At 40.4% G+C, this 25,823-nt stretch carries 27 protein-coding genes; 11 read left to right on the top strand and 16 right to left on the bottom strand.

The annotated features are described in order from the left end of the window. Position 1: 1 nt before the first annotated feature. The 5 genes from R2Q66_RS05475 to R2Q66_RS05455 are packed head-to-tail and all read left to right on the top strand — an operon-like array spanning position 2 to position 3,742. On the top strand, positions 2–556 hold the full coding sequence (locus R2Q66_RS05475; RefSeq protein WP_316746994.1) for an inorganic diphosphatase: 555 nt from the start codon (positions 2–4) through the stop codon (positions 554–556). After that, entirely contained in the window at positions 556–1,872 is a 1,317-nt protein-coding gene (locus R2Q66_RS05470; RefSeq protein ID WP_316746993.1) for a hemolysin family protein, read from the top strand. Before R2Q66_RS05475 ends, R2Q66_RS05470 begins: the two co-directional genes overlap by 1 nt. A gap of 12 nt (positions 1,873–1,884) precedes the next feature. Next, positions 1,885–2,589 carry a 16S rRNA (uracil(1498)-N(3))-methyltransferase gene (locus R2Q66_RS05465; RefSeq protein WP_316746992.1) on the top strand — a complete coding sequence of 235 codons (705 nt, stop codon included), beginning with the start codon at positions 1,885–1,887 and terminating at the stop codon, positions 2,587–2,589. After that, positions 2,586–3,242 (top strand): DUF4159 domain-containing protein, encoded by a 657-nt coding sequence (locus R2Q66_RS05460; protein WP_316746991.1) that lies wholly within the window; start codon positions 2,586–2,588, stop codon positions 3,240–3,242. The genes R2Q66_RS05465 and R2Q66_RS05460 overlap by 4 nt, the downstream gene beginning before the upstream one ends. A gap of 2 nt (positions 3,243–3,244) precedes the next feature. Further along, entirely contained in the window at positions 3,245–3,742 is a 498-nt protein-coding gene (locus tag R2Q66_RS05455) for an acetyl-CoA carboxylase biotin carboxyl carrier protein subunit (RefSeq protein ID WP_316746990.1), read from the top strand. A 109-nt stretch (positions 3,743–3,851) separates the two neighbouring features. On the opposite strand, the gene R2Q66_RS05450 is transcribed toward R2Q66_RS05455, so the two are convergent. After that, the gene (locus R2Q66_RS05450; RefSeq protein WP_316746989.1) at positions 3,852–5,441 is read right to left on the bottom strand and encodes an SUMF1/EgtB/PvdO family nonheme iron enzyme; all 1,590 of its coding nucleotides are present in this window, start codon (positions 5,439–5,441) and stop codon (positions 3,852–3,854) included. Positions 5,442–5,828: 387 nt separating this feature from the next. Here R2Q66_RS05450 and ispF point away from each other — a divergent pair, with 387 nt between their 5' ends. Continuing rightward, the gene (gene ispF / locus R2Q66_RS05445; RefSeq protein WP_316747043.1) at positions 5,829–6,308 is read left to right on the top strand and encodes a 2-C-methyl-D-erythritol 2,4-cyclodiphosphate synthase; all 480 of its coding nucleotides are present in this window, start codon (positions 5,829–5,831) and stop codon (positions 6,306–6,308) included. Positions 6,309–6,383: 75 nt separating this feature from the next. Here ispF and R2Q66_RS05440 read toward each other — a convergent pair whose 3' ends face one another. From R2Q66_RS05440 to R2Q66_RS05400, 9 genes are all read right to left on the bottom strand, one after another. Next, on the bottom strand, positions 6,384–7,205 hold the full coding sequence (locus tag R2Q66_RS05440; protein WP_316747042.1) for a pirin family protein: 822 nt from the start codon (positions 7,203–7,205) through the stop codon (positions 6,384–6,386). A 93-nt stretch (positions 7,206–7,298) separates the two neighbouring features. Next, positions 7,299–7,829: a YceI family protein gene (locus R2Q66_RS05435; protein WP_316746988.1), complete on the bottom strand. Its 531-nt coding sequence runs from the start codon at positions 7,827–7,829 to the stop codon at positions 7,299–7,301. Positions 7,830–7,916: 87 nt separating this feature from the next. Next, a complete protein-coding gene (locus R2Q66_RS05430) occupies positions 7,917–8,504 on the bottom strand; it encodes a Crp/Fnr family transcriptional regulator (protein WP_316746987.1) in 588 nt (195 codons plus the stop codon). Positions 8,505–8,522: 18 nt separating this feature from the next. After that, a complete protein-coding gene (locus R2Q66_RS05425) occupies positions 8,523–8,681 on the bottom strand; it encodes a FeoB-associated Cys-rich membrane protein (protein WP_316746986.1) in 159 nt (52 codons plus the stop codon). A gap of 51 nt (positions 8,682–8,732) precedes the next feature. Further along, positions 8,733–9,920 (bottom strand): hypothetical protein, encoded by a 1,188-nt coding sequence (locus R2Q66_RS05420; protein ID WP_316746985.1) that lies wholly within the window; start codon positions 9,918–9,920, stop codon positions 8,733–8,735. A gap of 42 nt (positions 9,921–9,962) precedes the next feature. Next, entirely contained in the window at positions 9,963–10,796 is an 834-nt protein-coding gene (locus tag R2Q66_RS05415) for a glutamine amidotransferase-related protein (RefSeq protein WP_316746984.1), read from the bottom strand. 2 nt (positions 10,797–10,798) lie between these two features. After that, a complete protein-coding gene (locus R2Q66_RS05410) occupies positions 10,799–11,899 on the bottom strand; it encodes a carboxylate-amine ligase (protein ID WP_316746983.1) in 1,101 nt (366 codons plus the stop codon). Positions 11,900–12,029: 130 nt separating this feature from the next. Further along, entirely contained in the window at positions 12,030–13,001 is a 972-nt protein-coding gene (locus R2Q66_RS05405) for a hypothetical protein (RefSeq protein ID WP_316746982.1), read from the bottom strand. 200 nt (positions 13,002–13,201) lie between these two features. Then, on the bottom strand, positions 13,202–13,906 hold the full coding sequence (locus R2Q66_RS05400) for an esterase family protein (RefSeq protein WP_316746981.1): 705 nt from the start codon (positions 13,904–13,906) through the stop codon (positions 13,202–13,204). Between the two features lie 153 nt (positions 13,907–14,059). Between R2Q66_RS05400 and R2Q66_RS05395 the strand changes: the two genes are divergently transcribed. Continuing rightward, the gene (locus tag R2Q66_RS05395) at positions 14,060–14,905 is read left to right on the top strand and encodes an alpha/beta hydrolase (protein ID WP_316746980.1); all 846 of its coding nucleotides are present in this window, start codon (positions 14,060–14,062) and stop codon (positions 14,903–14,905) included. On the opposite strand, the gene R2Q66_RS05390 is transcribed toward R2Q66_RS05395, so the two are convergent. Then, positions 14,883–15,557: an oxidoreductase gene (locus tag R2Q66_RS05390; protein ID WP_316746979.1), complete on the bottom strand. Its 675-nt coding sequence runs from the start codon at positions 15,555–15,557 to the stop codon at positions 14,883–14,885. The genes R2Q66_RS05395 and R2Q66_RS05390 overlap by 23 nt on opposite strands. A gap of 259 nt (positions 15,558–15,816) precedes the next feature. Here R2Q66_RS05390 and typA point away from each other — a divergent pair, with 259 nt between their 5' ends. Further along, positions 15,817–17,616: a translational GTPase TypA gene (typA, locus tag R2Q66_RS05385; RefSeq protein ID WP_316746978.1), complete on the top strand. Its 1,800-nt coding sequence runs from the start codon at positions 15,817–15,819 to the stop codon at positions 17,614–17,616. A 146-nt stretch (positions 17,617–17,762) separates the two neighbouring features. After that, a complete protein-coding gene (locus R2Q66_RS05380) occupies positions 17,763–18,479 on the top strand; it encodes a 3-ketoacyl-ACP reductase (RefSeq protein ID WP_316746977.1) in 717 nt (238 codons plus the stop codon). A 97-nt stretch (positions 18,480–18,576) separates the two neighbouring features. On the opposite strand, the gene R2Q66_RS05375 is transcribed toward R2Q66_RS05380, so the two are convergent. Both R2Q66_RS05375 and R2Q66_RS05370 read right to left on the bottom strand, forming a co-directional pair. After that, positions 18,577–19,326 carry a glycosyltransferase family 2 protein gene (locus R2Q66_RS05375; RefSeq protein WP_316746976.1) on the bottom strand — a complete coding sequence of 250 codons (750 nt, stop codon included), beginning with the start codon at positions 19,324–19,326 and terminating at the stop codon, positions 18,577–18,579. Positions 19,327–19,342: 16 nt separating this feature from the next. Then, positions 19,343–20,614, bottom strand: a complete 1,272-nt coding sequence (locus R2Q66_RS05370) for a glycosyltransferase (RefSeq protein WP_316746975.1) — start codon at positions 20,612–20,614, stop codon at positions 19,343–19,345. A gap of 221 nt (positions 20,615–20,835) precedes the next feature. Here R2Q66_RS05370 and R2Q66_RS05365 point away from each other — a divergent pair, with 221 nt between their 5' ends. Together R2Q66_RS05365 and R2Q66_RS05360 are read left to right on the top strand one after the other, a co-directional pair. After that, entirely contained in the window at positions 20,836–21,585 is a 750-nt protein-coding gene (locus R2Q66_RS05365; protein ID WP_316746974.1) for a class I SAM-dependent methyltransferase, read from the top strand. A 6-nt stretch (positions 21,586–21,591) separates the two neighbouring features. Further along, complete coding sequence (locus R2Q66_RS05360; RefSeq protein ID WP_316746973.1) at positions 21,592–23,115, top strand: rhomboid family intramembrane serine protease; 1,524 nt, start codon at positions 21,592–21,594, stop codon at positions 23,113–23,115. 318 nt (positions 23,116–23,433) lie between these two features. Here R2Q66_RS05360 and R2Q66_RS05355 read toward each other — a convergent pair whose 3' ends face one another. The 3 genes from R2Q66_RS05355 to R2Q66_RS05345 are packed head-to-tail and all read right to left on the bottom strand — an operon-like array spanning position 23,434 to position 25,734. Next, complete coding sequence (locus R2Q66_RS05355; RefSeq protein ID WP_316746972.1) at positions 23,434–24,333, bottom strand: glycosyltransferase; 900 nt, start codon at positions 24,331–24,333, stop codon at positions 23,434–23,436. Between the two features lie 2 nt (positions 24,334–24,335). After that, complete coding sequence (locus R2Q66_RS05350) at positions 24,336–25,103, bottom strand: class I SAM-dependent methyltransferase (protein ID WP_316746971.1); 768 nt, start codon at positions 25,101–25,103, stop codon at positions 24,336–24,338. 4 nt (positions 25,104–25,107) lie between these two features. Beyond that, the gene (locus R2Q66_RS05345; protein ID WP_316746970.1) at positions 25,108–25,734 is read right to left on the bottom strand and encodes a hypothetical protein; all 627 of its coding nucleotides are present in this window, start codon (positions 25,732–25,734) and stop codon (positions 25,108–25,110) included. Between the last annotated feature and the right edge of the window lie 89 nt (positions 25,735–25,823).

Raw genomic sequence — 25,823 nt, 5'->3', positions numbered from 1 at the left:
AATGATTAAAGACGAGCGTCATCCGTGGCATTTTGTTTCTCCAGGTGAAAACTTACCTGAAACAGTAAATGCAATTATTGAAATTCCTAAAGGATCTAAAGCAAAATACGAAATCGATAAAGATTCCCACCTGATTAAATTAGACAGGGTACTTTTCTCTTCTGTAATGTATCCGGCTAACTACGGTTTTATCCCACAAACTTATTGTGATGATAATGATCCTCTGGATATCCTTGTACTTTGTTCTGTTGACGTTTATCCGATGTCAATCGTAGAAGCAAAAGTTATCGGTGTAATGCACATGGTGGATAATGGTGAACAAGACGATAAAATTATTGCAGTAGCAAAAAATGATATGTCTGTAAACTACATCAATGATTTAGCTGAATTGCCTCCTCATACGATGAAGGAAATTGTGAAATTCTTCCAGGACTACAAAGCTTTAGAAGAGAAGCAAGTTACTATTGAACACCTGTTGGGCGTTCGATATGCGCATAAAGTGATACAGGAAAGTATCCTCCTTTATGACCAGAAGTTTAGAAATCAAACAACTTAATGGAAGGATTCAAGATATTTTTAACTTTCTTCCTGGTCGCACTGAACGGGTTTTTCGTTGCAGCAGAATTTGCAATTGTAAAAGTCCGGGCATCACAAATTGAAATTAAAGCAAAATCAGGTAGCAGGGTAGCCAATATTGCAAAATATATTACCCAGCATCTGGATGGATACCTGGCTGCCACGCAGCTAGGTATTACTTTAGCCTCTCTGGGCTTAGGTTGGGTCGGTGAATCTGTGATGCACAGTCTGATCCACGACTTCCTTGTCGGCTTTAATTTTTCTGAAGTTTACATCACTTCCATCTCTACCGCAATTGCCTTCTTATTTATCACTGTAATGCACATTGTATTTGGTGAACTGGCGCCTAAATCGATAGCGATACAACGTCCTGTAGCGACCACACTGTTTATCGCAGTGCCATTACAAGGGTTTTACCTGGTCTTCAGACCCTTCATCTGGGTGCTGAACGGATTTGCAAATATGATTCTTAAAGTATTCGGAATCTCCTCTGTTGGTGGCCATGAGTCGGTACACAGTACGGAAGAGCTTCATTATTTGTTAGATCAAGGTAAAGAGAGTGGTGCTTTAGATACCAATGAGCACGAATTGATTAAAAATGTCTTTGACTTCAACGAAAGAGTTGTAAAAAATATTATGGTTCCAAGAACCAAAATATCAGGAATTGAATTGTCTACACCTCCGGCAGTTGTGATTGATAAAATCATCGGCGACGGATATTCCAGACTACCGGTATATGATGGCATCATCGATAAAATCATTGGTATTATTCATGCCAAGGATATCTTACCGCTGTTGGCCTCTAAAAAGGACTGGGTCTTACAAGACATCATCAGAAAACCTTACTTCGTTCCTGAAACAAAGAAAATTAATGACCTGTTGAGCGAACTTCAACAGAAACGCATTCAGATCGCAATCGTAATTGATGAGTTTGGCGGTACCGCAGGTATGGTTACACTAGAAGATATCGTAGAAGAGATCGTTGGGGAAATCCAGGATGAGTATGATGAAGAGAAGCCAACAGTAGAGAAAATCTCTGATACTGAATTCATCATTAACGCTTATGCCACTGTTTATGATGTGAATGAGCATTTACCGCACGATCTTCCCGAAGATGAGGATTTTGATACCGTAGGCGGATTGGTATCTCATGCTTTTGGTAAAATACCGGAAGTAGGTGATAGCGAAGAATGCTATGGGTATCTGTTTACCATCTTAAAGAAAACTGAGCAAAATATTGAAACCATAAAGCTTGAACTGGTTATTGATAAAAGCGATATGGTGGACAAGCACTAAAACTTTTATACAATGCACGTTTTTTATACCCCTGATATTGATGCAACCGAGTATTCTTTAAATGAAGAAGAAAGTAAACATTGTCTGAAAGTCCTGAGATTAGGACTTGGCGATGTGGTGAATCTGATTGATGGAAAAGGAGGCTTTTATGAAGCAGAAATCATTGGAGAAGGAAAGAAAAATGTCCAGCTTCGAGTGATCAAAGCAATTCAGGAGTATCAAAAACGAAATCACCACTTACATATTGTGGTGGCACCTACAAAAAATATAGATCGCCTGGAATGGTTTCTTGAAAAAGCAACCGAGATAGGGATCGATGAAATTACTCCGATCATCTGCGAGCGCTCCGAAAGGAAGGTCATCAAAGAAGATCGGCTTAATAAAGTGATCACTTCTGCGGTTAAGCAATCTTTACAAGCTTACCATCCGGTATTAAATCCGCAGATCTCTTTTACAGATTTTCTGAAAATTGAAAATAACTCCATTAAAATGATTGCACATTGCATCGATGGAGAACCCCGCCTGTACATTAGTCAGGTGACCGAACCTCATCAAAACTACACGGTTTTGATCGGCCCGGAAGGGGACTTTAGTCCGAAAGAAATCGAACTCGCTTTGCAAAACGGCTTTAAACCCTTAACTTTAGGTAATACACGTCTGAGAACAGAAACTGCTGCATTAGCAGCCTGCTTTGAGGTGAATTATTTAAACAGATGAAATTAAAAACAGGCTTAGTTGTCGGAATAATGTTTTTGTTGTGTGGCTTTAAGCCGCCAACTTATAAGATGGCTAAGTTGAAATATAATGGGGGAGGTGATTGGTATGCCAACAGAACCGCGCTTCCAAATCTCATCGAATTCTGCAATAAAAACCTGAATACTAATTTCGCGCCTCAGGATGCCACCGTTGAAGTGGGCAGTGCCGAACTATTCAATTATCCTTTTGTATATCTTACAGGGCATGGTAATGTGGTTTTCAGCGATGCTGAAGCACAGAACCTAAGGAAATATCTTAATGGGGGAGGCTTTCTCCATATCGATGATAATTACGGTCTGGATAAGTTCATTCGCAAGGAAATGAAAAAGGTTTTTCCTGAACTTTCATTTGTAGAATTACCAGCAAATCATCCACTCTATCAGCAGAAATTTAAGTTCCCTAATGGCTTACCGAAAATCCACGAACATGATGGGAAATCCCCTCAGGGTCTGGCTTTGATACACGAAGGTAGGGTAGTTTGCTATTACACCTTTGAATGCGATCTGGGGAATGGCTGGGAGGATTTAGGGACCTATCCAGAGGATACACAAGATAAACGCCTGAACGCGCTAAAAATGGGCGCCAATTTGGTTCAGTATGCACTAACACAATAACTATGAAGGTAAAAGTAAATGAGCAGTACAATTTTGACGTAACCGTATCAAAAGAAAACTTAACGGTAGACGGAAAAGCACTGGAGATTGATGCCAAAGAATTATCGGCGAACACCCAACACATCATTTATGAGCATAAATCCTATACAGTAGAAGTCGTAGAACGGGAAGAAGGAGAAAAGCAGGCGACAATCAGGGTAAACGGGAATTTATATCAGGTAGAAGTGGAAGACCAGTATGATGAATTGTTGAAACAATTAGGAATGGACAGTGCTGCTGCGCATAAAGTGCAGGAAATCAAAGCTCCGATGCCTGGTTTAGTGCTCCAGATCATGGTCACCGAAGGTCAGGAAGTGGCTAAGGGCGACAGTCTGTTGGTGCTGGAAGCGATGAAGATGGAAAACATCATTAAATCTCCTGCCGCAGGCACCGTGAAGCGGATCTTAGTGCAAAAAGGAGATAAAGTAGAGAAGAATGGTATTCTGATACAATTTGCCTAAAGTAAAGGGTTGATTGTTAGATCATTCAAAATACATATACATTCAAAATGAACCTATAAAAAAAGAAGGCGTATCAATCAATTGATACGCCTTCTTTTATGATGATTTTTTAGTTTCTAGCCTTGAATGCCCTTGCAGGTTTCGGTTTAAACTGTGGTTTACCGGCTGATCTGATCTCTGGTGCACCCAACATCGTCATGGCGCAACGGAAGCCGATATCGGCTGTAGATTCATCCTGTTGCAGGAATCTTCTGGTCGCTGGGTTTAGCCATAATGCCTGATCATCCCATGAGCCACCTTTGAAAACTCTTGATTTATCGGTTACCAGGGTGATTTCGCCATATAATTCATTGGCTTTATCACGGAAGCCTCTTTGATCCGCATAAGTATTTGCCGTCACTGTGGCAGGCGCTGCTGCTTGTTTCTCAGCCCAGGTTTGTTTCTTATAAGCCTTAGCATCGGTTAAGACCGGTCTGTTGTACTTATCTATTTCTATTTTCCCACTGATTGGATCAGCAACTTTTTTGTCTTTATAATAGTTACCTCTATATGGGTTGAATGCATCAGCAGCTTCAAATGTTTTGGCGCGATAAACGTCAGCAACCCATTCGTTTACGTTTCCAGCCATGTTGTACAAACCAAAATCATTTGGCATATAAGATCTGACTGCAACGGTTACACCACCTTTATCATTCAGGGAACCACCAACACCCATGTAATCTCCTTTAGTTCGTTTAAAGTTGGCTAAAATCAATCCTCTGGTATTTTTTTTGGCAGAGCTTAAGCCCAGGCCATTCCATGGATAAATCTTGTTGGCATTGATATTTTCATATTGCGTGTTGCCAATCAATCCAAGGGCTGCATATTCCCATTCTGCTTCAGTTGGCAAGCGGTAAGGTTGTTTGATGATGCCATCTTCCAGTCTTACATTTCTGGTTGCGCCACTTCTGCCACCTGTATTGGTTGCTCCGTTAGCTGCATTGGAAGGATTAAGGTCTTTCATCGCTCTTTTTCCCTTATCGTCGTACTGACCGTTCAGGTAAACATCTGTATTGAAGGCTCCTTTGGAATTATTCGTTGTGGCAGCCGCTGCTGAGTTGGAGTTTCCGCCATTTTTGTCTTTGAAGCTGGTCATGTAACCTTTTTCGCGGAGTAAAAGCTCATTCACGCGGTCTGTTCTCCAGGCGCAATATCTTTCTGCCTGTTCCCAGGTTACACCTACTACCGGATAATCCTGGTAAGCGGGGTGCCTTAAATAATTATCTACGTAAGGTTCATTGTAGGATAGCGGTCTGCGCCACACTAAAGTATCCGGAAGTTCGTTATAATAGTATTCGTGATCTGTCGGATAAGTGGTACGAATCCAGCTCAGATATTCCAGCCAGTTGGTATTGGAAACTTCGGTTTCATCCATATAAAAAGAAGAAACAGTAGTTTCTCTTTTGTGGTTGTAATTGCTCAGTTCTTCACCGGCAACATTGATTGCACTTCCGCTCATCACGAAAACACCACCTTCAATTTCCACTAATCCAGGACCGGGGCCACGCTTAAATTTTTTATTTACTTCAAAGCCACCAAACTCGCGTTTGTTATACGCCATTCCTGTCTTCTCTGAAGTTCCTGATTTTGACTTGCAGGAAGAGAGAGAAGCTACGATTGCAAGGGATGCAATCGAATAATATAAGTATGATTTTTTCATATTGAGGGACTCATAGTGCTTTAACTGTTAAAATTACATAAAAAAAGAGTTACCGAGCAAGAAAAAACACGACTTAGATAAAAAATAATCTTTTGTAAAATATGTTTTGCGCATATCTAAGGCAGGTTTTGCAATAATCTGTCCGAATTAACCTGAAATTTTTAGCTGACCACAGAAAACAGGAGATGCGTCTAAAATTTAAGGGATTTGTGCTGGTATTTGGATATTTGCTGGCGACCGTCCAAAAATTCCAGCAGAAACACGTTAAGGTTAGCTTTATTGCTTAATTTCGGGGAGACCGGATTAGCAGCTGCTGATCATAAAATGATCAAGCCGGAAAAGATCGCGATAGTAAAAGAGAATACGTATAAACTAATAGATATAGAAATGAAGATTAAGGTAGGATTTGGCTTTGATGTACACCAGCTAAAGGATGGACATCCTTTCATCGTAGGAGGAGTAAATTTGGAACACCATAAAGGTGCTTTTGGTCATTCAGATGCGGATGTATTGCTTCATGCAATTTGCGATGCATTACTTGGTGCCGCAAACCTGCGCGATATCGGTTACCATTTTAAGAATACCGATCCCCGCTGGAAAGGAATTAGCAGCCTGATCCTGTTGCAGGAAAGTGTGAAGCTGGTCAAAGAAAAAGGGTTTGAAATTGGCAATATCGATGCGATGCTTTGTTTGGAAGCACCGAAAATCAACCCGCATATTCCGGCAATGCAACAACATATTGCTACCGCAATGGGCATGGATATCGAAGATATCTCGATTAAAGCGACAACCAACGAACAAATGGGATTTATTGGAAGAGAAGAAGGTGTGGTTGCTTATGCAGTCTGCCTGATTCAAAAAGGATAAAATACAAAAAGCCGGTAAATTGCTTTTTGCAATGGCCGGCTTCTTAAAAAGCATATAACGATGCTTAAAACGGTACTATTCTTCTAAATAACCAAATTTTCCCTGGTTATAGTCGGCAATAGCCTGTTGGATTTCTTCTGGTTTATTCATTAAAAACGGCCCGTAATGTGTGATAGGCTCGTTTATAGGCTCGCCGCTTAAAATAAGCACAACGCTATCCTGAATGCCTTCTACAAAAATCTGTTCCCCTTCATTTTTGAAATGAATCATTTGATCTGCTTTGGCGATTTCAGTGTCATTCACTTTGATTTCCCCTTCAATCACCACAAAAGCAGTGTTGAAATCAGCAGGAAAATTGAAAGTCGCTTTTCCAGTTTTATTCAAGCGTAAATTATAGGCATGAATCGGGGTGAAAGTGCTTGCAGAACCCTTTGTGCCCAGATATTCTCCGGCAATGACGGCTACCAGGCCAGCATGATCCGGCAATTGATGTTTCGCAATTTGTGCCTGACTAATCGCCTGATATTTCGGCTTGCTCATTTTATCTTTTGCAGGCAAATTGACCCATAACTGTACCATTTGGAAGGCACCGCCTTGTTTACTGAAAGCCTCTTCATGATATTCTTTGTGTAAAATACCACTTGCTGCAGTCATCCATTGAACATCTCCGGGATAAATTATGCCGCTATTTCCGGCACTATCATGATGCGCAACTGCGCCATGATAAGCGATAGTTACCGTTTCAAATCCACGATGTGGATGAACACCCACGCCTCTGGGCTCATTACGTGCAGAAAACTGGATTTTGGAATTGTAATCCAGCAAAAAAAACGGACTCATTTTCAATTTATACCCATTGGGGAAAAAATTATGAACCCTAAATCCGTCGCCAACCATATGAGGTGCCGGCGGGTTTAAAACCGCCGATACCTGTTTTATATTTTCATTCATTACGTCTCTCCATTCTAAATTAAGATGGACGTGTTGTTTTTAAGCTTGCTTTACAAACTGTAACTCGCCTAATATTTTAACGTCCTCACTCACCATCACTCCACCAGTTTCCAGTGCTGCATTCCAGGTTAAACCAAACTCAGTTCTGTTGATTTTACCACTAATGGTAAATCCAGCTTTAGTATTTCCCCATGGATCTGTAGCGATACCACCGAATTCTACATTTAACTTGATCGGTTTAGTTGTTCCTTTAACGGTTAAATCACCTTTTAAAACATAATCACCACCATCTTTTTCAAAAGAACTAGAGCTGAAAGTCATTTTTGGGAATTGTTCTCCGTCAAAGAAATCAGCGCTTTTCAAATGATTATCTCTGTCTGTATTACCGGTATCAATGGAGTTGATTTCTGCTTCAAAAGTCACTTTAGCATTTTCAAAATCTTCCGTATCAGAAGTTAAAGTTCCTGATAAGGTTTTCAAGCTACCAGTTACCGTAGTGATCATTAAATGTTTTACTTTAAACTGTAGTTCACTGTGTGTTGGGTCTAATGACCATTGAGTAGTTGCCATAGTATTGTTGTTTTTAGTTGTTCTTTATTAACAACACAAAATTACGGCCACAAAACTAAGCACACATTGATGTATGATAAGAAAACGCTATACTTTAAAATGCTTGTGCGCGAGGTCTTTACGAACCCTGCTGAGAGACTCCGGTGTGATGCCCAGATAGGATGCAATCATCCATTGTGGCACCCTTAGGGTGAGGTTTGGGTAGAGTTGAATGAAGTTTAAATATCTTTCTTCAGCGGTAGCACTGAGCAACATATTGATCCTTTTATGCATGAAACGAATAGAATTGTTCAGCATCGTGTTGTTTAAATCATACATGCAGGGAACATGTTTGGCCGCTTCATCAATAAAATTTTTGGGCATTACGATCGCCTGTGTAGGCTCAATAGCATCTATAAAAAACTCGGAAGCTTCATTAAACATCCCATTACGATCAGAAAGCCACCATTGTTCCGGGGCAAACTGGATGATATGGGTTTTTCCTTTCGCATCTATCGAATAGCTGCGCAATAATCCGCTGAGGACGAAATATCCATGAGAAGCGACTTCCCCCTTCATCAGGATCATTTCATTTTTATCAAAGCTCTTTACTTTAAGCCGACCAGAAATCAGGTCGAATTGCTCATCTGTAAGGGCGACTTTATTTTGCAAATAGAGTTTGAACTGCTCAAGCATATATGATATAGATAAAATCTATTTTTTAACAGGGTCGATATTGGAAAAATCTACACCGCATTTGCAGTTAGATGCACAGCCTCCTTTTTTGGGAGATACTGATCTGAAAATCATGCGCCCTACATAAAATATAGCAGCGATGAAAAGAATGACAACTAATATGGTCTGTATATCCATAAGTACAAAACTAGGTAAAGCCTGCTTCAGGCAGGTCTGTTAAATGTAAATTTACTTTTCCATCAGGCCAACGGTTCCGCCGACCCAATCGAAATCTTTATTGTATCGGACACCGATCATTTTCCCGCGACTTAACCGCGCAAGACTGATACAAAGTACCGGTTCTTTTCCATCCGGCCATAGATACATCAGCCTGATCTCTACTTTAATGCCGCCATCTGGAGCCTGAACGACAGGTTCGTAACTTACCTTTTGCTGGAGAATCCAGTTCTCCGGATCAGAAATGTTTTCAATGTCTTTCTTTTCAACATCAATAATCACGCCCATGCCTGCAAAAGAGAACAAAGGTTTCAAGACATAGTTTTCCAAATCTTCCGGAAGCTCCTCCAGATCTTTCAGAAACCAGGTAGGAGGCACAAAGTTGCTCTTTAAAAAGGGCATGGTATACTTGCTGATTCGGTAGAACCAGTTTGGATGTGTTACCCATTCTATATCCAGTGCTTCACGGGGATCGAAACTGTCTTTGAAAATAGCGGTGTTGTTGCCAATTTCATCAAAAATCAATCGGTTATATATCCTTTTGAGGATTATCTTTTGATCATTTTCCAGGTAATAAAGCTGCTTTCCTTCTCTTTTGATATCAGCAAGGCTAAGTACCTTAATCCCCAGATGTTTTGCGCTGATCATAAAGTCAATAGCAGTTTTCTGATGAGGGGCATCTATGTCCATCAAGGCAACTTCATGGGCTTGATGCTTGCCAATAATCACTTCTTTCAGCAAATCCAGGTAGCTTTCTTCATTTAAACCATTGAAATAGGGAGTCAGTTCCGGTGATAAATCAAATGATTGTTGAAAAGTCTTTGCTAAATGTGATTGAAAGCCATAAAGCGAAGGGAATCCCTGTAGTTCAATTAATTTTGGGTAGAGATTTCCTGCCTGATCTTTACAAATGGCAAAGTCGAACGTTAGAAAATGAGGATGATCATTTTCGGCAGGGACATTCCATTCCGCTGGAATAGCATTTTCTGTGAGCTTTTTAAAGTTTTCATTTTTAATCAAGGCGATGATCTCTGCACCGGCTGTGATCAATTGATTTTTTAATGCAGCCGGAAGAAATACAGGACTTTCAGCTACCCTGAATGGAATTTCCATAAATCCTTTTTCCAGCGCTTTTAAAAACAAAGCGTACTGCTCTTTTGAAAATTTCTCGTTGAAAGAAGCCCGGTAACTGTTGATCATATTTTATGTTGCGCTGAATGGTGATGCAATAGTTAGTGCATTTTACGCTTCCTGCAAGGCGTTTAAAGCTTCATTTAAAAAATTCGGTAAAATCAGGCTTTGGGTTAGGCTGATTCTATTCGGATCGTCCACGCTGTTCAGCATATCCAGATATTTTTCCTCGCCATGATTTTCTATAATTGCTTTTTTCTTGTCTTCCTGGAGCAGGTACAATTTCATGCCCACAGGGTCTGCTTCGGGATGGAACTGCGTGCCTACAATTTCCGGGGTAAAGCGAATGGCCATTACACAGCGTTCAAGCTCAATATGCGGACGTTCCTTTTCTATGGCCAATACTTCGGCTTCATGATTAGAAAAGAAAATATCTTCCGGATTGATCACCTGCCAGTCTCTGCTATCCACGGTATAAAAAGGATTTGGAACACCATTAAAAACCGGATCATTTTCACCCTCTTCCGTTAAGAAGATCGGGAAAATACCGAAGGCGGTGGAGCGCCTTTTGATCACTTTTCCTACGCCAAATTTTCGGCAGGCCATTTGAAAAGAATGACAAATTAAGAAAACATGTTTCTTTTGATGTTCATGCTCCAGGTTGAAAGCTTCCAATTCGTCCATTAGCGCAAAGAAATCACTTTCCCATTGCTGGCCAATGCCATCAAAAGGACTACCAGGGCCACCACTGGAAATATAAATATCATAAGTAGCATCCGGAATTTCTCCTTTTAGCCTCAAATCAAAAAGATCAAAAGATAAGTTAATTGCGGTTTCTTTTTGATAACGGAGCAATACCTCTTGTATCCCACGCATTCCTTGATTCGCAGCGCCATTATTCATGTCAATTACAGCAACTCTGATGTTGTTTTTATCTTTGTTCATACTTATCTGGCACCGATTAATGTTTGCGTTGTAATGTAATCTACTACTGATTCAAAGTTACCATTTTGTTCGTAGACAGCCAATTGTCTGTCGGCACCCGTGCCATTTGCCAAAATCGTGTGTACATATTTCAGATCTTCTCTACAACCCAGATCATCTACTACATCATCCACAAAATCTAGTAATTCCAGGACCAGGTTCCGACAATTTACCTCCATTTCTTTTCCAAAATCGATCAGATTCCCATCAATACCATATCTGGCTGCTCTCCATTTATTCTCATTAATCAAGGCTCTGGAATAGCTGATGAATTTCATGTTTTGCAAGCGAAGTTTGTATAATTTGGCGCATAGCGCCTGGAATAGCGCTACAAAGGCCATGGTTTCATCAATTAACATCGGACAATCGCAGATTCTGAACTCTATTGTCTCAAAAAATGGATGAACCCGAATGTCCCACCAGATCTTTTTGGCATTATCAATACTGTTCGTTTTGATCAATAACTTCACATAGTTATCATAATCTTCAATGCTATTGAAAATATCCGGAATTCCAGTCCTAGGAAACTTATCAAATATTTTCGTCCGGTACGATTTATAACCGGTATTTCTGCTTTCCCAGAAAGGCGAATTGGTAGATAAAGCAAACACATGCGGTAAGAAATAGCGCACCTGATTGGCAATATGTATCGCCAATTCTCTGGATTGGAAGCCCACATGTACATGCAGTCCAAAGATTAAATTAGACCTGGCGGCCTCCTGAAGCTCATTTACAATCTCGCTATACCTTGGGTGCTCCGTGATCAGTTGTTTTTCCCAGTGTGAAAAAGGGTGCGTACCGGCAGCGCCGATTCGTAAGCCTTGTTCCCCTGCCAACTGCGAAACCGTGTACCGCAATTGGGAGATTTCTGCGCGTGCCTGTTCTGTGTTTTTACAGATTCCGGTACCAACCTCTACTACCGCCTGGTGCATTTCTGCCTTCACCTGGTCTTTGTGTATTTTCTGTGCGGCCTCCACAATCTTTTGATCATGGGAGGTCAATTCGCGGGTTACAGGATCGATTACCATGTACTCTTCCTCTACACCAAGTGTAAAAATATTCATCGTTTGATTTTTAGCTTGTGATACCTGGTTATTTATGGCTAAATACTGTGGAGGCTGGTATTTAGTATTTTCTTTTGATACTAATTTTAAGTTTTATCTTTTGATTTTTTCTTTTGGCCTTTTTATGGTTTTATACTTTCATTTTTTCAATTAATGAGATTCCGGTAGCAGAAGTTCGGAGATATTCGCCCCAGGTAAGATTATCCTGACCGTCGATGTGTGCTTTTGCACGTTCTATGGCATATCTGGCGGAAGTTTCAACCACCCATTCAAAGTTTTCCAGACCTACGCTGGAAACATCAGCATCCGGTGCCGGATTACAAAAATCAATGGCATAAGGAATACCCTCTCTAACGGCAAATTCCACGGTATTGAAGTCGTAACCCAGGTATTGATTCAATAGAATCACATAATTATGAATGGTTTTCAAAAGTTTTTCACTGGAAGGTGGACTATCTACTACATATCTTAAATGCGCTGGATTTCGCGGCTCATATTGCATGATTTTCACATATTTCCCACCGATACAATAGCACCTGAAATATTCATCGAAAACGATTTCTTCCTGAAGCATCATGACCGTTTGTTTGGTTTGACTGTGTTTATCAAAAAATTCCTCTTTATCGGTTAATTTGTAAACGTCCTTCCATCCACCGCCATCATAGGGTTTCATGTAAGCTGGAAAGCCGATGTATTCAAAAATTCCTTCCCAATCCATGGGGAATGCGAGGTTGCTAAAAGAAGCGTCAGAAGTATCGGATGGCTGGTCATAAGAAGGGATTAAAGCTGTTTTAGGAACAGGAATCCCCAGTTTTACCGCCAATGCATTGTTGAAAAACTTCTCATCCGCACTCCACCAAAATGGATTATTGATGACTGCTGTTCCGGTAATTGCTGCGTTTTTCATGGCTGCCCGATAAAAAGGAACATCCTGAGAAATACGGTCCATAATTACGGCATACTCCAAAGGAGTAGCTTGAAAAATCTTGTCAATACTTACAGATTCTGCGATGATATCTTTTCCTTCGATTTCATTTACACGCTTTATAAAGGCTGCAGGAAAAGATCTTTCCTGCCCGAATAAGATTCCGATTTTTTTCATTCCTTGTCGATTTTAAAGGTTCTGTACTGCTTTCGTTGCTGGATTCCTATACGCTATGCTCCTTAACTTGTCTTTTTCTACTCTTTTTAATAGGTAAACTGGTTTAAACGGTATGTTGAAAATCCATTGCTTTTTAAACAAAAAAACAAGGCTAATGTTCTCTAAGGTATTGGGTTGCGATCTAAAATCCGGCAAGTTGATTACAATTGAGAGATATATTCCGGAAACATTTGTCGCCATGCCGGCCAGTCATGATCTGCATTTTCTTTGATATCCAGCCAATGATCAATTCCTTTGTCGGTTAATACTTTCGAAAGCTTTTCATTATCGGCTTTACAAGGATCTCTATCGGTAGTACCGAGTGCAATTTTCATATTCCACAACTCCCGGTTCTGATCATGGGGCAAAAAGTCTATTGGATTATTGAAATAAACATCGTCATTATAGAAGCCGTTCAGCTGACCACGAATATCAAATATGCCACTCATACTAAACAAATGACTGACTAGCCAGGGATGTCGGAAGGCGAAATTTGCTGCATGATAACCGCCAAAACTACAACCCGCAACGATAATTTTCTCTGCGCCGGTCTCCTGTCGGGCAATAGGGGCAAGCTCTTTGAGTAACAGCTGATCATACCAGATGTGGTTTCTAATACGGTCGGCCGGACTAATATTGATGTTATACCAACTGAGTTTGTCGATACTGTCCACGCAGTATATTTTCACTTTTCCCTCCTCAACATACTGTTGTACCGACTCTATTAATTTGAAATCTTTTGCTTCAAAATACTGGCCCATACTGGTTGGGAAAAGCACAATGGGATAGCCGGTTTCTCCGAAGATTAACACCTCAAAATCTGCACTTAAATGCGGACTATACCACTTTTTATAGGTCTCAACCATAATAGAGCAATTAGCTCTTTAAGGTATAGAAAACTATTTTCATCTACAAGATATATTTTCAGTTGTCACTAAAAATCTGCCAGTTAAGTAAAAATATTGTCAGTAGCAGGATGTTTTATGAAGAATGGTACCTTTGCCTACTATTCCATTGTTATGTTATTTTCCAAAGTCACATCTACTCAAGATACCATTCCCTCTGTCTTGTTAAAAAGAGAAGTTATACTGGATATTTTCATCCCTGATCATTTACTGGGAAATGAAACTTTAAATCTGCTACTTTTAAACGATGGTCAGGATGCGGTTGGGATGGCTATGGAAGAGACTTTGAATGTGCTTTATCAAAAGAATAAGCTGGAAGCCTTAGTGGTAGTGGCCATCCATGCGGGAGAAAACAGAATTCAGGAATATGGCGTTGCCGGGATGCCGGACTATCTTAGCCGGGGATCATCTGCTAAAACCTATAACGATTTTGTGATGACAGAGCTGCTTCCTTACCTTGAAAAAGAGCTAAAAATCCCAATCAACGGAAAAAAAGGTTTTGCAGGATGTTCGCTGGGTGGAATTTCAGCATTTGATATTGTCTGGAACAATCCGGATTATTTTGACCTCTGCGGGGTATTTTCCGGAGCCTTCTGGTGGCGGAGCAAAGACCTTAAAGAGGGATACACCGATGATGATCGTATCGTGCATCAAATGATACGCGAAAGCAAGAACAAGCTAAGACCCGGGGCAGATTCAATAGTAGAACCAAGTCCGGCACTTAAATTCTGGCTCATGACCGGAACTGAAGATGAAACTGCCGACAGAAACCGCAACGGCATCATTGATTCCATTGACGATACGATTGATATCATTAAGGAATTATTGAAAAAAGGATACCAGCGTCCGGAGCACATCAGTTATTACGAAATGGTAGGAGGTAAGCACAACGTCCAGACCTGGTCTAAAGCGCTACCAGCCTTTTTATGTTGGGCTTTTAGCCGGAAAAGTTACCTGTAGCAATTTCCTCAATCCGGTCCGAAGGATAAATAAACACCCCTTCCGTATCCTTCAAAGATACTTTTAACATCGCTAAAGCCACATTTTCAGTTTTTATGCTTCTGTATTTGCGGAGGCCTCCAATTAAAATCGGGTTTAAAACACGCATCACTGAAATCATAAATCCTTCAGCGCTCCGGTGTTCTTTACGTTCTCCATCTAACAAAGAAGGCCTGTAAATATGGATGCTTTGGAAAGGAATACTTTGCAGATCGCGTTCCGTTTCCCCTTTCATACGCGAGTAAAAGATGCTGGAATCGGGGTTTGCGCCTAGAGAAGAAATCAAATGATACTGTTTTGCGCCATTCGCCTGTGTAATTGCGGCAGCATCGAGGGGGTATAAATAATCGATTTTACGGTATTCAGCCGGGTCCGGGGTTTTACTTTTTGTAGTGCCGAGGCAGCAGAAGACCACATCACCTGTCATTTCTGAGCGGTAATCATTGAGTTTTTCAAAATCCACCACCAGTTGCTGCAATTTAGGGTGTGCAAGATCCAGCTGCTTTCTAACCACAATCAGGACAGCGCTATATTGCGGACTATCGAGCAGTTGCGTTAACAAACCAGAACCGATTAAACCACTGGCGCCAAGTAATATTGCTTTTTTCTTCATAGGGCAGGAATTTATTTTTTACAATGGGTCTTTGTTTTTTACAACGGATCCGATTCTTTTTATAACACGAGCATAGTTCAAACCCATGGACCCCTACAAAGTACGAATTCCCCCTTGTAGCTACAATAAACCTTCATAATAAAACGGTCAGTACGATTGTATTAGAAAGCCCTCGTTATTTTTCATTATTTGCTCTTAACTAATTGATTGATATGTCGATAATAAACTGTATCTTTGCGCAAAAATTTACACGCATTTTATGCAAAAAATAAGAAATATAGCTATCATAGCACACGTTGACCACGGCAAAACTACACTGGTTGATAAGATCTTACACTCTTGTTCAATCTTCCGTGATAACGAACAATCCGGAGATTTAATACTTGACAATAACGATTTGGAACGTGAACGTGGTATTACCATCGTTTCCAAAAACGTATCTGTTATGTACAAGGATGTAAAAATCAACATTATTGATACCCCTGGTCACGCCGATTTTGGTGGTGAAGTAGAACGTGTATTGAAAATGGCTGATGGAGTATTGTTATTGTGTGATGCGTTTGAAGGTGCAATGCCTCAAACTCGTTTCGTTACACAAAAAGCTTTAGCCCTTGGTTTAAAACCGATCGTTGTTGTAAACAAAGTAGATAAAGAAAACTGTCGTCCGGAAGAAGTTTATGAGCAAATCTTTGAATTGTTCTTCAACCTTGAGGCTACGGAAGATCAATTAGATTTCCCTGTAATCTACGGTTCATCTAAACAAGGATGGATGAGTACAGACTGGAAAAACCCTACTACTGACATCTTCGCATTATTAGATGCTGTTGTAGCTAACATTCCTCCTGCACCATCAAATGAAGGTACATTACAAATGCAAATTACTTCTTTAGATTATTCATCTTTCGTAGGTCGTATTGCAGTTGGACGTGTTCACCGCGGTTCAATCAAAGAAAACCAACCGGTTACTTTGATCAAACGTGACGGTAAAACTGTTAAATCAAGAGTAAAAGAATTATATACTTTCGAAGGTTTAGGAAAAATCCGTGCTACTGAAGTAAAATCTGGTGATATCTGCGCTGTTGTAGGTATTGAAGGATTTGATATCGGTGATACTATCGCTGATTTTGATGCACCAGAGCAATTGCCTGTTATCAAAATTGATGAGCCAACGATGAATATGTTGTTCACAATTAATAACTCACCATTCTTCGGTAAAGAAGGTAAATTTGTTACGTCTCAACGTATCAGAGAACGTCTTTACAAAGAAATGGAGAAAAACTTAGCCTTGAAAGTGGTTGAAACAGAATCTCCTGATGCTTATTTAGTATACGGTAGAGGTATTCTCCATTTATCAGTGCTAATCGAGACCATGCGTCGCGAAGGTTATGAGCTTCAGGTAGGTCAGCCACAGGTTATCATTAAAGAAATTGATGGTAAAAAATGTGAGCCTATTGAAACTTTAATCGTTGACGTTCCTGGTGAAGTTGCTGGTAAAGTAATTGAATTAGTAACACAACGTAAAGGTGAATTGTTGATTATGGAGCCTAAAGGCGACTTACAACATTTAGAGTTTGAAATCCCTGCACGTGGTATCATCGGATTAAGAAATAACGTATTAACTGCTACTGGTGGTGAAGCGATTATGGCTCACCGTTTCAAAGCTTACGAGCCTTGGAAAGGTACAATCCCTGGAAGATTAAGTGGTGTATTAGTTTCAATGGAAAAAGGTAGTACTACTGCTTATTCAATTGATAAACTACAAGACCGTGGACGTTTCTTCGTTGATCCGGGTGTTGAAGTTTACGAAGGTCAGATTATGGGTGAGCACATCCGTGACAATGATTTAGTAGTAAACATCGTTAAAGGAAAAGCATTAACCAACATGCGTGCATCTGGTACTGATGATAGCAACCGTATTGCTCCGGCAATTAAGTTCTCTCTGGAAGAAGCTATGGAATATATCCAGGCTGATGAGTACATCGAGATCACTCCTTTAAGCATGCGTTTACGTAAGATTCACTTAACTGAAGCAGCACGTAAAAACAACAAAATTTCCTAATTTTTAGGATTATCAATATTTTAAAAGCCCTTGAACGTCATGTTCAGGGGCTTTTTCTATTTAGAAGTCATAAGTCAGTCAAAGCCCTGAAGGAGCCCTTCTTTTTTCTTAATTTTGGGCACTATCAAACATAAATACAAGATCACATGGAATCATTGAAAGGAAAAAATGCAATCATTACCGGTGCTGGAAAAGGACTTGGACGTGCCGTTGCCATCGCTTTAGCACAAGAAGGTGTGAACGTAGGTTTAGCCGCAAGAACTACCGCTGATTTAGAGAAAGTTGCTGCAGAATTGAAACAATATGGCGTTAAAACGGCTATTGCGACGATGGATGTTTCCGACATCAATGCCGTAAATACCGCAGTTGAATCTTTAAAATCAGAACTTGGTGCAATTGATATCCTGATCAATAATGCCGGTATCGGTGCCTTCGGTTCTTTCATGGAACTGGAACCAGCGAAATGGGAAGAAATCATTAAAGTAAACCTTTTAGGCCCTTACTATGTAACCCGTGCCGTTCTTCCGGAAATGATCGAAAGAAAAACCGGTGATATCATCAACGTATCTTCTACCGCAGGAAAAAATGGTGCCGCAGTAACCAGTGCTTATAGCGCCTCCAAATTCGGATTAATCGGAATGTCGGAATCACTGATGCAGGAAGGTCGTAAACACAATATTCGTGTCACTACTTTAGTGCCGAGTACTGTAGCTACAGATATGGCAATCGACTTGAAATTAACAGACGGAAATCCTGATCGCGTGATGCAGGCAGAAGATTTTGCAGAACTGGTTGTTTCTCAATTGAAACTAAACCGTAGAGTTTTTGTGAAAGAAGCCGCTTTATGGTCTACAAATCCTTAGCTTACTAAGCGATAAAAACCAAAAAGATCAAAAGAAAACAGATCAAAAGAAATACAGGAAGGGGGGAGCGTTAAAGCTTTTCCCTTTTTTTAGGCCCTTAATCGTTGGTACGACGGTGGCGGATATAATACTGGCCTAAATTAACCGCAATGAAAAGGTGGTTGATCACATTTGGGATAAAACCATAATATTTGGTAAAGATCTTGAAACGTTCTTTCAGGCTCGCCATGTGTTTCTTTTTAGAAATCCCGCCAACCAGATATTTGGCCACATAACTGTGTGTATTGACAATACTCGAGGCATTTTTAGCGGCCCTGATGATCCAGTCGATATCTGCACTATACTTATATTGCAAATCGAAAGGCCCTGCCAGACTGCGTTTTACATAAATCGCCTGGTGACTGATACACATGCCATACCTGAAACTTCTCCAGCTAAAGGTTTGCGGAGCGCGGTGTCTCCTTTGGCCCAGACTATGCCAGTTTTCATCGTACATTTCCGTTTCTCCGTAATAAATATCGGCAGCAGAGGCACTTTCAAAAACCTCAGCAACCGTTACCGGTGCATAAATCTCATCACCCGAATTCATAAACAATACATAATCGCCGGTAGCTAAGGCCAACCCCTTATTCATCGCATCATAAATCCCTTGATCAGGCTCAGAAATAAACTGCGCCAACCGTGATTTATAATTGTAAATCGTGTCTTTAGTGCCATCCGTTGAGGCGCCATCGATCAAAATGTATTCAATATTCGGATAAGTCTGATTCAACACAGAAAGCATGGTGCGCTCAATATCCTTTACATTATTATAAACGATGGTGATGACACTGAGCTTTGGTTGCATAGAGTAGGGGGTAAAATTAATGTGGATGTAAATTAATCAGCGATTGATACAATAATAAGTGTTTTTCTGCAATAACTTCCTCCGAAAACGCAGTTAAAATCGTTCTTCGGGCTTCTTTTTGAATATCAGGGGCATTTTCGTCGTGGTACAACCACTCAATTCCCGTAGCCAGGTCTTCCGAAGACTTATAATTGGCCAGATAACCATTTTCCAGGTGTTTCACCATATCAGGGATACCACCCGTTTTAAAGGCAACCACAGGCGTTGCACAAGCCAGACTCTCCATAACCGTATTCGGCAGATTGTCTTCCAGAGAAGCAGTAATAAACACATCTGCGGCAGAGTAACACTTCGCCAGGTGACTATCGTTGTTAATGGTGCCCAGAAAAGTCGTTTTAAATGGGAATTCCGGCATATCCACCTGGTCTTTATTACCGAAAATCACCAGTTCAATGTTCTCTTTGATGATCCCCGGTCTGCCCGCCAGATCATTTAAAGCATCAACAAGGTAAGAGGTCCCCTTATGTTTGTCGTTTTTTGAAGGCATAAAACCACTCATCAACACAAATTTTTCCGGATTGATCTTTAATATTTTCTTGGCCTCAGATTTTACATAAGGTTTAAAAACCTTGGTTTCAATGGTGTTCGGAATCACAGTAACTGCTCTTGTGCCCATTAAACTGCTCAACTTTACAGAATCTGCCATCCAATGACTCGGCGCCACAATGTGACAATTCAATTCTGAATAGGCTTTTTTCTTCTTTAACCAGTTTTTATGGGAAAAATCATCCGGACCGCTAAATTTTAACAGCGGACAATTGCCACATTCTTTATGGTAATTCTCGCAGGAATAGCGCACATGGCAACCACCCGTAAAGGCATTGCTGTCGTGAAAAGTCCAGACCACCGGTTTATCCAGCTCATCGATCTGCGCCAGAAATTTTGGCGATAAAAATCCATGATTGATCCAGTGCAAATGAATAATGTCTGCGGCTTTAACTTTGGGGTGATGAATCACAGACCTGCCAAACCATTGTAATGAAAAAGGGGTTTTTAGTGCTTTAGAGAAGGCTTTCGACAAATATCGTTCGGCCAGAATCTTAAAAACAGCCACTGCTTTCTGGAATGGACTCCGGTTAAAGGCGGTAGTCAGTTTGCTCTCTTTAAATTGAAAATAAACCATCACTTCAGAATCCGCGCCATGTGCATTTAGCGCATCATTTAGCCTCAGGCATGCCCTTCCGGCGCCGCCATTTCCTTCGTATGTATTGAGGTGAACTACTTTCAATCTATCAAAATTAGCTGTTATTGTTAAATTCTTCTGTATTTTCGTTCCAAACTAGCTATGCTGGTTCGTATGCCGCTAAAATTAATTTAAATATCGAAACAATCCTAAGCTCTACGCTTACAAATGGTTTATGATCCTGATATGACAATAAATCAGGCCGTTAAAAACAATTAATTCAGCAGCAACAGTACATAAAACACTAAAATAGTTAAAAATATCATATGGAAAACCTGTTAACCAACAGACAGTTTTGGGTAAATTATTGGGAAAGTAAAGCCGGCTTAACGGTCAATATTCCATCAAATTACTTGTTTCATCAGGAACTTGGCGACATTATCAACAAACAGGGGGTAAAAACGGCAATTGAATTGGGCGGTTTTCCGGGATACTATGCGGTGTTCCTCAAAAAGTATTTTAAATTAGATGTCACCCTGCTGGATTATTTCGTGCATCAACCGGTTACCAATTCACTATTGGAAGCCAATCAATTGAAACCAAGTGATATCAATATTGTAGAAACTGATCTTTTCAATTACCAGCCAACACAACAATTCGACCTGGTTTTATCTTGTGGACTGATCGAACATTTTAACGATACCGCTGATATCATCAACCGTCACATTGCTTTTGTGAAACCAGGAGGAACTTTATTCATTACCCTTCCTAATTTTAAAGCGCTGAACGGCTGGTTCCAGAAATCATTTGACCGCGAAAATTACGATAAACACAACATTGATTGTATGGATCCAAAACTGCTGGCCAATATTTGCCAACAAGCTGGACTGGAAGTGGTACAGTCTAAATACTTTGGGAATTTCAGCTTATGGCTCGAGAATGAGCAGCAAAAACCATTAAGTGTACGTCTTTTAAAGAAAACTATGTGGTTTGTGGGAAAAGTTTTTACGAAGATTATTCCTTTTAATTCGAAAATGTTATCTCCTTACATTATCTTAGAAGCAAGAAAAATGTAAATTTATATGGGATTATGCTGGGGCTATTCGCCTAAAGTTGAAAAATATATACCATTAGGGGATTACCCGGCAGACCAATACCTTATCATTGCACAGCAAGTTGTCGAAAACCTCGGCTGGAAATTAAGCCATGTCTCCGAATCTGGCTTAATTGCCTATACCGGCCTTTCTTTTCAATCGTATAGCGAAGAAATTTCTATCCGGATCAAATTGAACTTTGCCATTTTCAAAAGCGAATGCGTTGGCGTTCAAATGCTGTTTACCGATTACGGAAAAAATGAAGAGAACCTGCAGAAATTCTTTGATGAATTTGAGTATGTGCAGTTTCAATTGAAAGACATCTGGGAAGAGCGCCTGGCGCAGTTCCACGCACATATTGCTACGCAGGACGACCAGTATTTCGAAAAAGCCCCCTTAGCCATAAAGAATAAGATCAAAAACGTACTCTATTTATTTGTTCCGCGAAAGGGGTATGTCGTTACGCCCATTCTTTTGATCCTGAATATTTTATATTACTTCCTGATGTTAGGCTTGTTACTGAGCCATTATGAGCAGGGGCGAGCTGCCGGATTAGAGCGTTATGAATTAAAGGGTGTCGCGAAAGATGTCCTGATGAATCTTGGGGCAAATTCCAGGGATCAGGTGCTGGCAGGGCAGGTGTGGCGCTTAATCAGCTATCAGTTTATTCATTTGACATTTTCTCACCTCTTCTTTAATCTATATGCGCTCATTTATATTGGCCTGATGGTGGAAAATAAGCTGGGGAGTTTGAAAACACTTGCTGTTTATTTGTTAAGCGGTCTTTGTGGTGGATTGATTAGTGTGGTTCCTTATAAATTTATCTTCACAATCGGCGCTTCCGGTGCTATTATGGGCCTGTTTGGCGCTTTTCTGGCCTTGTTAATCAGCAATGCTTTTGAAAAAAATGCTAAAAAAGCATTATTGATTAGTACCATTCTTGTAGCGGTTTATATGCTTGGTAACGGCCTGTTCAGTAAAAATGTGGATAATGCAGCCCATTTTGGTGGAATTTTAGCTGGTTTTGTGCTGACTTATTTATTATATAATCATAATTTTTTTAAGCAAAGTGTTCAGCTTTATCAAAGAGCAGCCTTAGCCTTTTTACTCGTGTTCGGACTGGGATTTGGGGTTCTGTGGTTTTCGCCAAGATATCAGGTAAAACAGTATCAGGAGCTTCGTGAGCAGTTTATGGTCAATGAAAATCTTTTCAAACAGGTGTATAACATGACCTGGGGGATGCCCAAAGAACAGAAACTTCAATTGATTAAAAATAACGCAGTGGATGCCTGGGCAAAAAACCTCAAAATTGTGGCGGAAATGAAAAAACTGACTTTGATGGACAAAGATAAAGCCGACCTGGAATACAGGGCAGAAATGGCCAGACAAGGGCAGGAGATTGGGTTATTGATGTATAAGGACCATCAAACCGAAGAAAGGTTGTTAAAATATAAGATTCAAAAGAAACTAAATGAATTCCTCAGACTGAAGTCGGATCAAATACCAGATTAGGCTATCGCGCAATCTGATACTAATGGAATAGCGATGCGATTCTAATGCTATACACGTGCTATACTGGTGCTGGTTGCCGGAGAGTTGATGGAGGGTTCCTGAGGACTTGGTGACGGTTGCCGTAGGGATATCCCTCGTCAACCCTCCGGCAACTCCTGAGCAAGCCTTCCTCAACAAGCACGACTATACAAGCTGTATAGCAGCTGTCTTATACCAAAATCCATTTACCTTCCGAAAGCTTGTTAAACTGTTAAGGTAAGTAGAAATTCATAGGAAACCTGTGTTTTCTTAGTAAGATCGTTCAACAGGTGCTAAACCTTAAGCCAGCCGCTGTTTAACATATCTTTTGATCCTTTCCCATAAACTTCCTTTCCTGGTCGACAGGAAGCTTTTAATCGTCTCATAAGCGGCTTTACTCTCTTTAATTTCCACCGGAAACTGTTCGATCCGCTTAGGATTGATGATCACATTGTAAATGTCGTTGATGCCGGAGTGAATTCCAGAACCATCATGACCGATGTTATTAACTAGTGATTGTGCAGGATTCAAGGTCAATCCTCCTTTTAAAAAGATGGAAGCGTACCAGCGGATCGCCCAGGAGTTGTTTTTCCCCTTTTTGAAATCCTCCATCTGCTTCCAGAAATTCATTTTATGTTCAATTGAAAACTCAGACCGTTTTTTAGAATCAAACTGACTCATTAAGGTATCAATATTCGGCTCAAAATGTTGCCAGGCGCGTTCCCATGTTGCCCATCCCCAGCTGGTTGCTGCGCGGTAAAAAAATGTCTCAGGGAGTTCATTTTCTTGCAGCGGATACATGTAAGCGCCGATATGCATCACTTTGGCTTCGTTACGATAACGGGTTAGTCCGTCGTTAAAATAAGTTAGGGTATGCGGAGAAACGATCAGGTCGTCTTCCATCACAATCACCTGCTGGTAATCTTTAACCAGCTGACTTACACCGGAAATGACCGAATTGGCCAGACCCATGTTTTGGGGACGCTCAATCACTTCTACAGACCTGAACCCATCAATATTTTTCAATAACTCGCGAACCTCCAATACCTTAGCTTCATCTTCTTCGGATTTAAAGCCATCAGAAAACACAAATAACCGGCTTTCTGTGGCCAGTGTATTCTGTTTAAGGAATTTTAAAGTGCGTTCCGTGTGTTTCGGACGATTATAAACGAATAAAGCGATGGGTGCAAATACTTGCATAATTAGAAGATCTCCAGGTTTTGGTTTGACTTTTTAGTAAGAACGGTATAGGCGTTCCCAAATTGTTCCCGTTTATTTTTCCCAAGGATCGAACCCAGGATATTTTTAATGCGGTGTTCCAGCTCAATTTTCAAGGTTTTGAGCACCGTTTTCGGTGTTTTCTTGACTTTAAATTCGCAGAATTTAATGGTATCAATAGGCGTAAGGGATGTTTTATCCGCTTCGATCACAAAACCTTCACTTTGTAAGAGGAAACGAATCAAAGTAGGGGTGTACATATTGATATGGCCATAATCCAGGAAATGTTTCATCCTTCGGTCTACACCAAAACGGTAGTCTAAAGGCACCTCAATTACCAGGTATTTCGCTACTCTTTTTAACTCCCTCAGTAAAACCCGTTCATGTTCCACATGTTCTAAAACATGCGCCAGAATGACCAGATCAAAGCTGTCGTCAGCATAAGGTATGGTATAACCATCAAAACGCTGCACCTCCTTTAGCTTTTTCAAATTGCGGTTTTTAATCAGATCGACGCCACTATCCGCAATTTCCAGCGCATAAAGCTCCTCCCCGAAGTTCCACTCATTTAAATAATGTAAAATACTGCCATCACCCGCTCCTACTTCCAATATTTTCTTTGGCTGAATTCCCTGACATACCTCTATCAGGTTTTTTGCTTTGGATTTTGCACCAAGCATACGCCATTCTACATCGTTCCCGGTGTAAAAGTCGTTGTAAGAGGCTACGATATCTTCTGTGATGATGGCCATTTGATTAGTCTTTTATGCCGTCAATGATCAAAGAAGAATAACCCAGTGGTTCGTTAAAACGCTTATCGAACCTTCTGGACCTTAAAATATGGCCGTCTTCACTTTTCCAGTCTACAAAATGAAATTGTTTATTTTCATCATAATATTCTAAAAGTTTAACACGGAAACCAGCATCTTCCAATACTTTGCTCAGTTGTTTATAGTCGTATAACAATTTATGGTCATGAGAACCCTCGCCATGTCCGCCAGGTTTTACCTGCTCAATATAAGCTGGGTTTGGGTGAAAACCGTCTGGTACAGCGATTCTGATGCTGCCACCTTGCTCCATAAATGCGTAACAGTTTTTTAAAGCAATTAAAGCATCAGCATAGCTGATGTGCTCAAAAACGTGTTCTGCAAGGAATTTCGAAGCTTTTTTATCGCCAAACAGCTTTTCAAAAGAGCTTGTTTCCAATAAATTTAAGCTTTCTATATTGGTAGGCAACCAGTTTTCATAGGCCGTATTTTCTGATCCAATGATGATGTTCAGCGGGCCTGTGGAGTTTTTAATTTTGGACTTCAACTGCATGAGGTCCAGTATGTTTTTCGGTTTTAATACGATTGATCTTACTACCTTTCTTAAGGAATTCATCTGTAAATATGTGTTTTTTTGTAAGATGGAACGGTCATGAGCATACATGCTACGGTTCACCTGTATTGTTTGTTTTTATACCGGTTTAT

It is taken from the genome of Pedobacter gandavensis (assembly GCF_032677645.1).
In the GTDB taxonomy this organism is placed as follows: Bacteria; Bacteroidota; Bacteroidia; order Sphingobacteriales; family Sphingobacteriaceae; genus Pedobacter; species Pedobacter gandavensis_A.
This window is presented reverse-complemented; position numbering and strand designations above follow the sequence as displayed.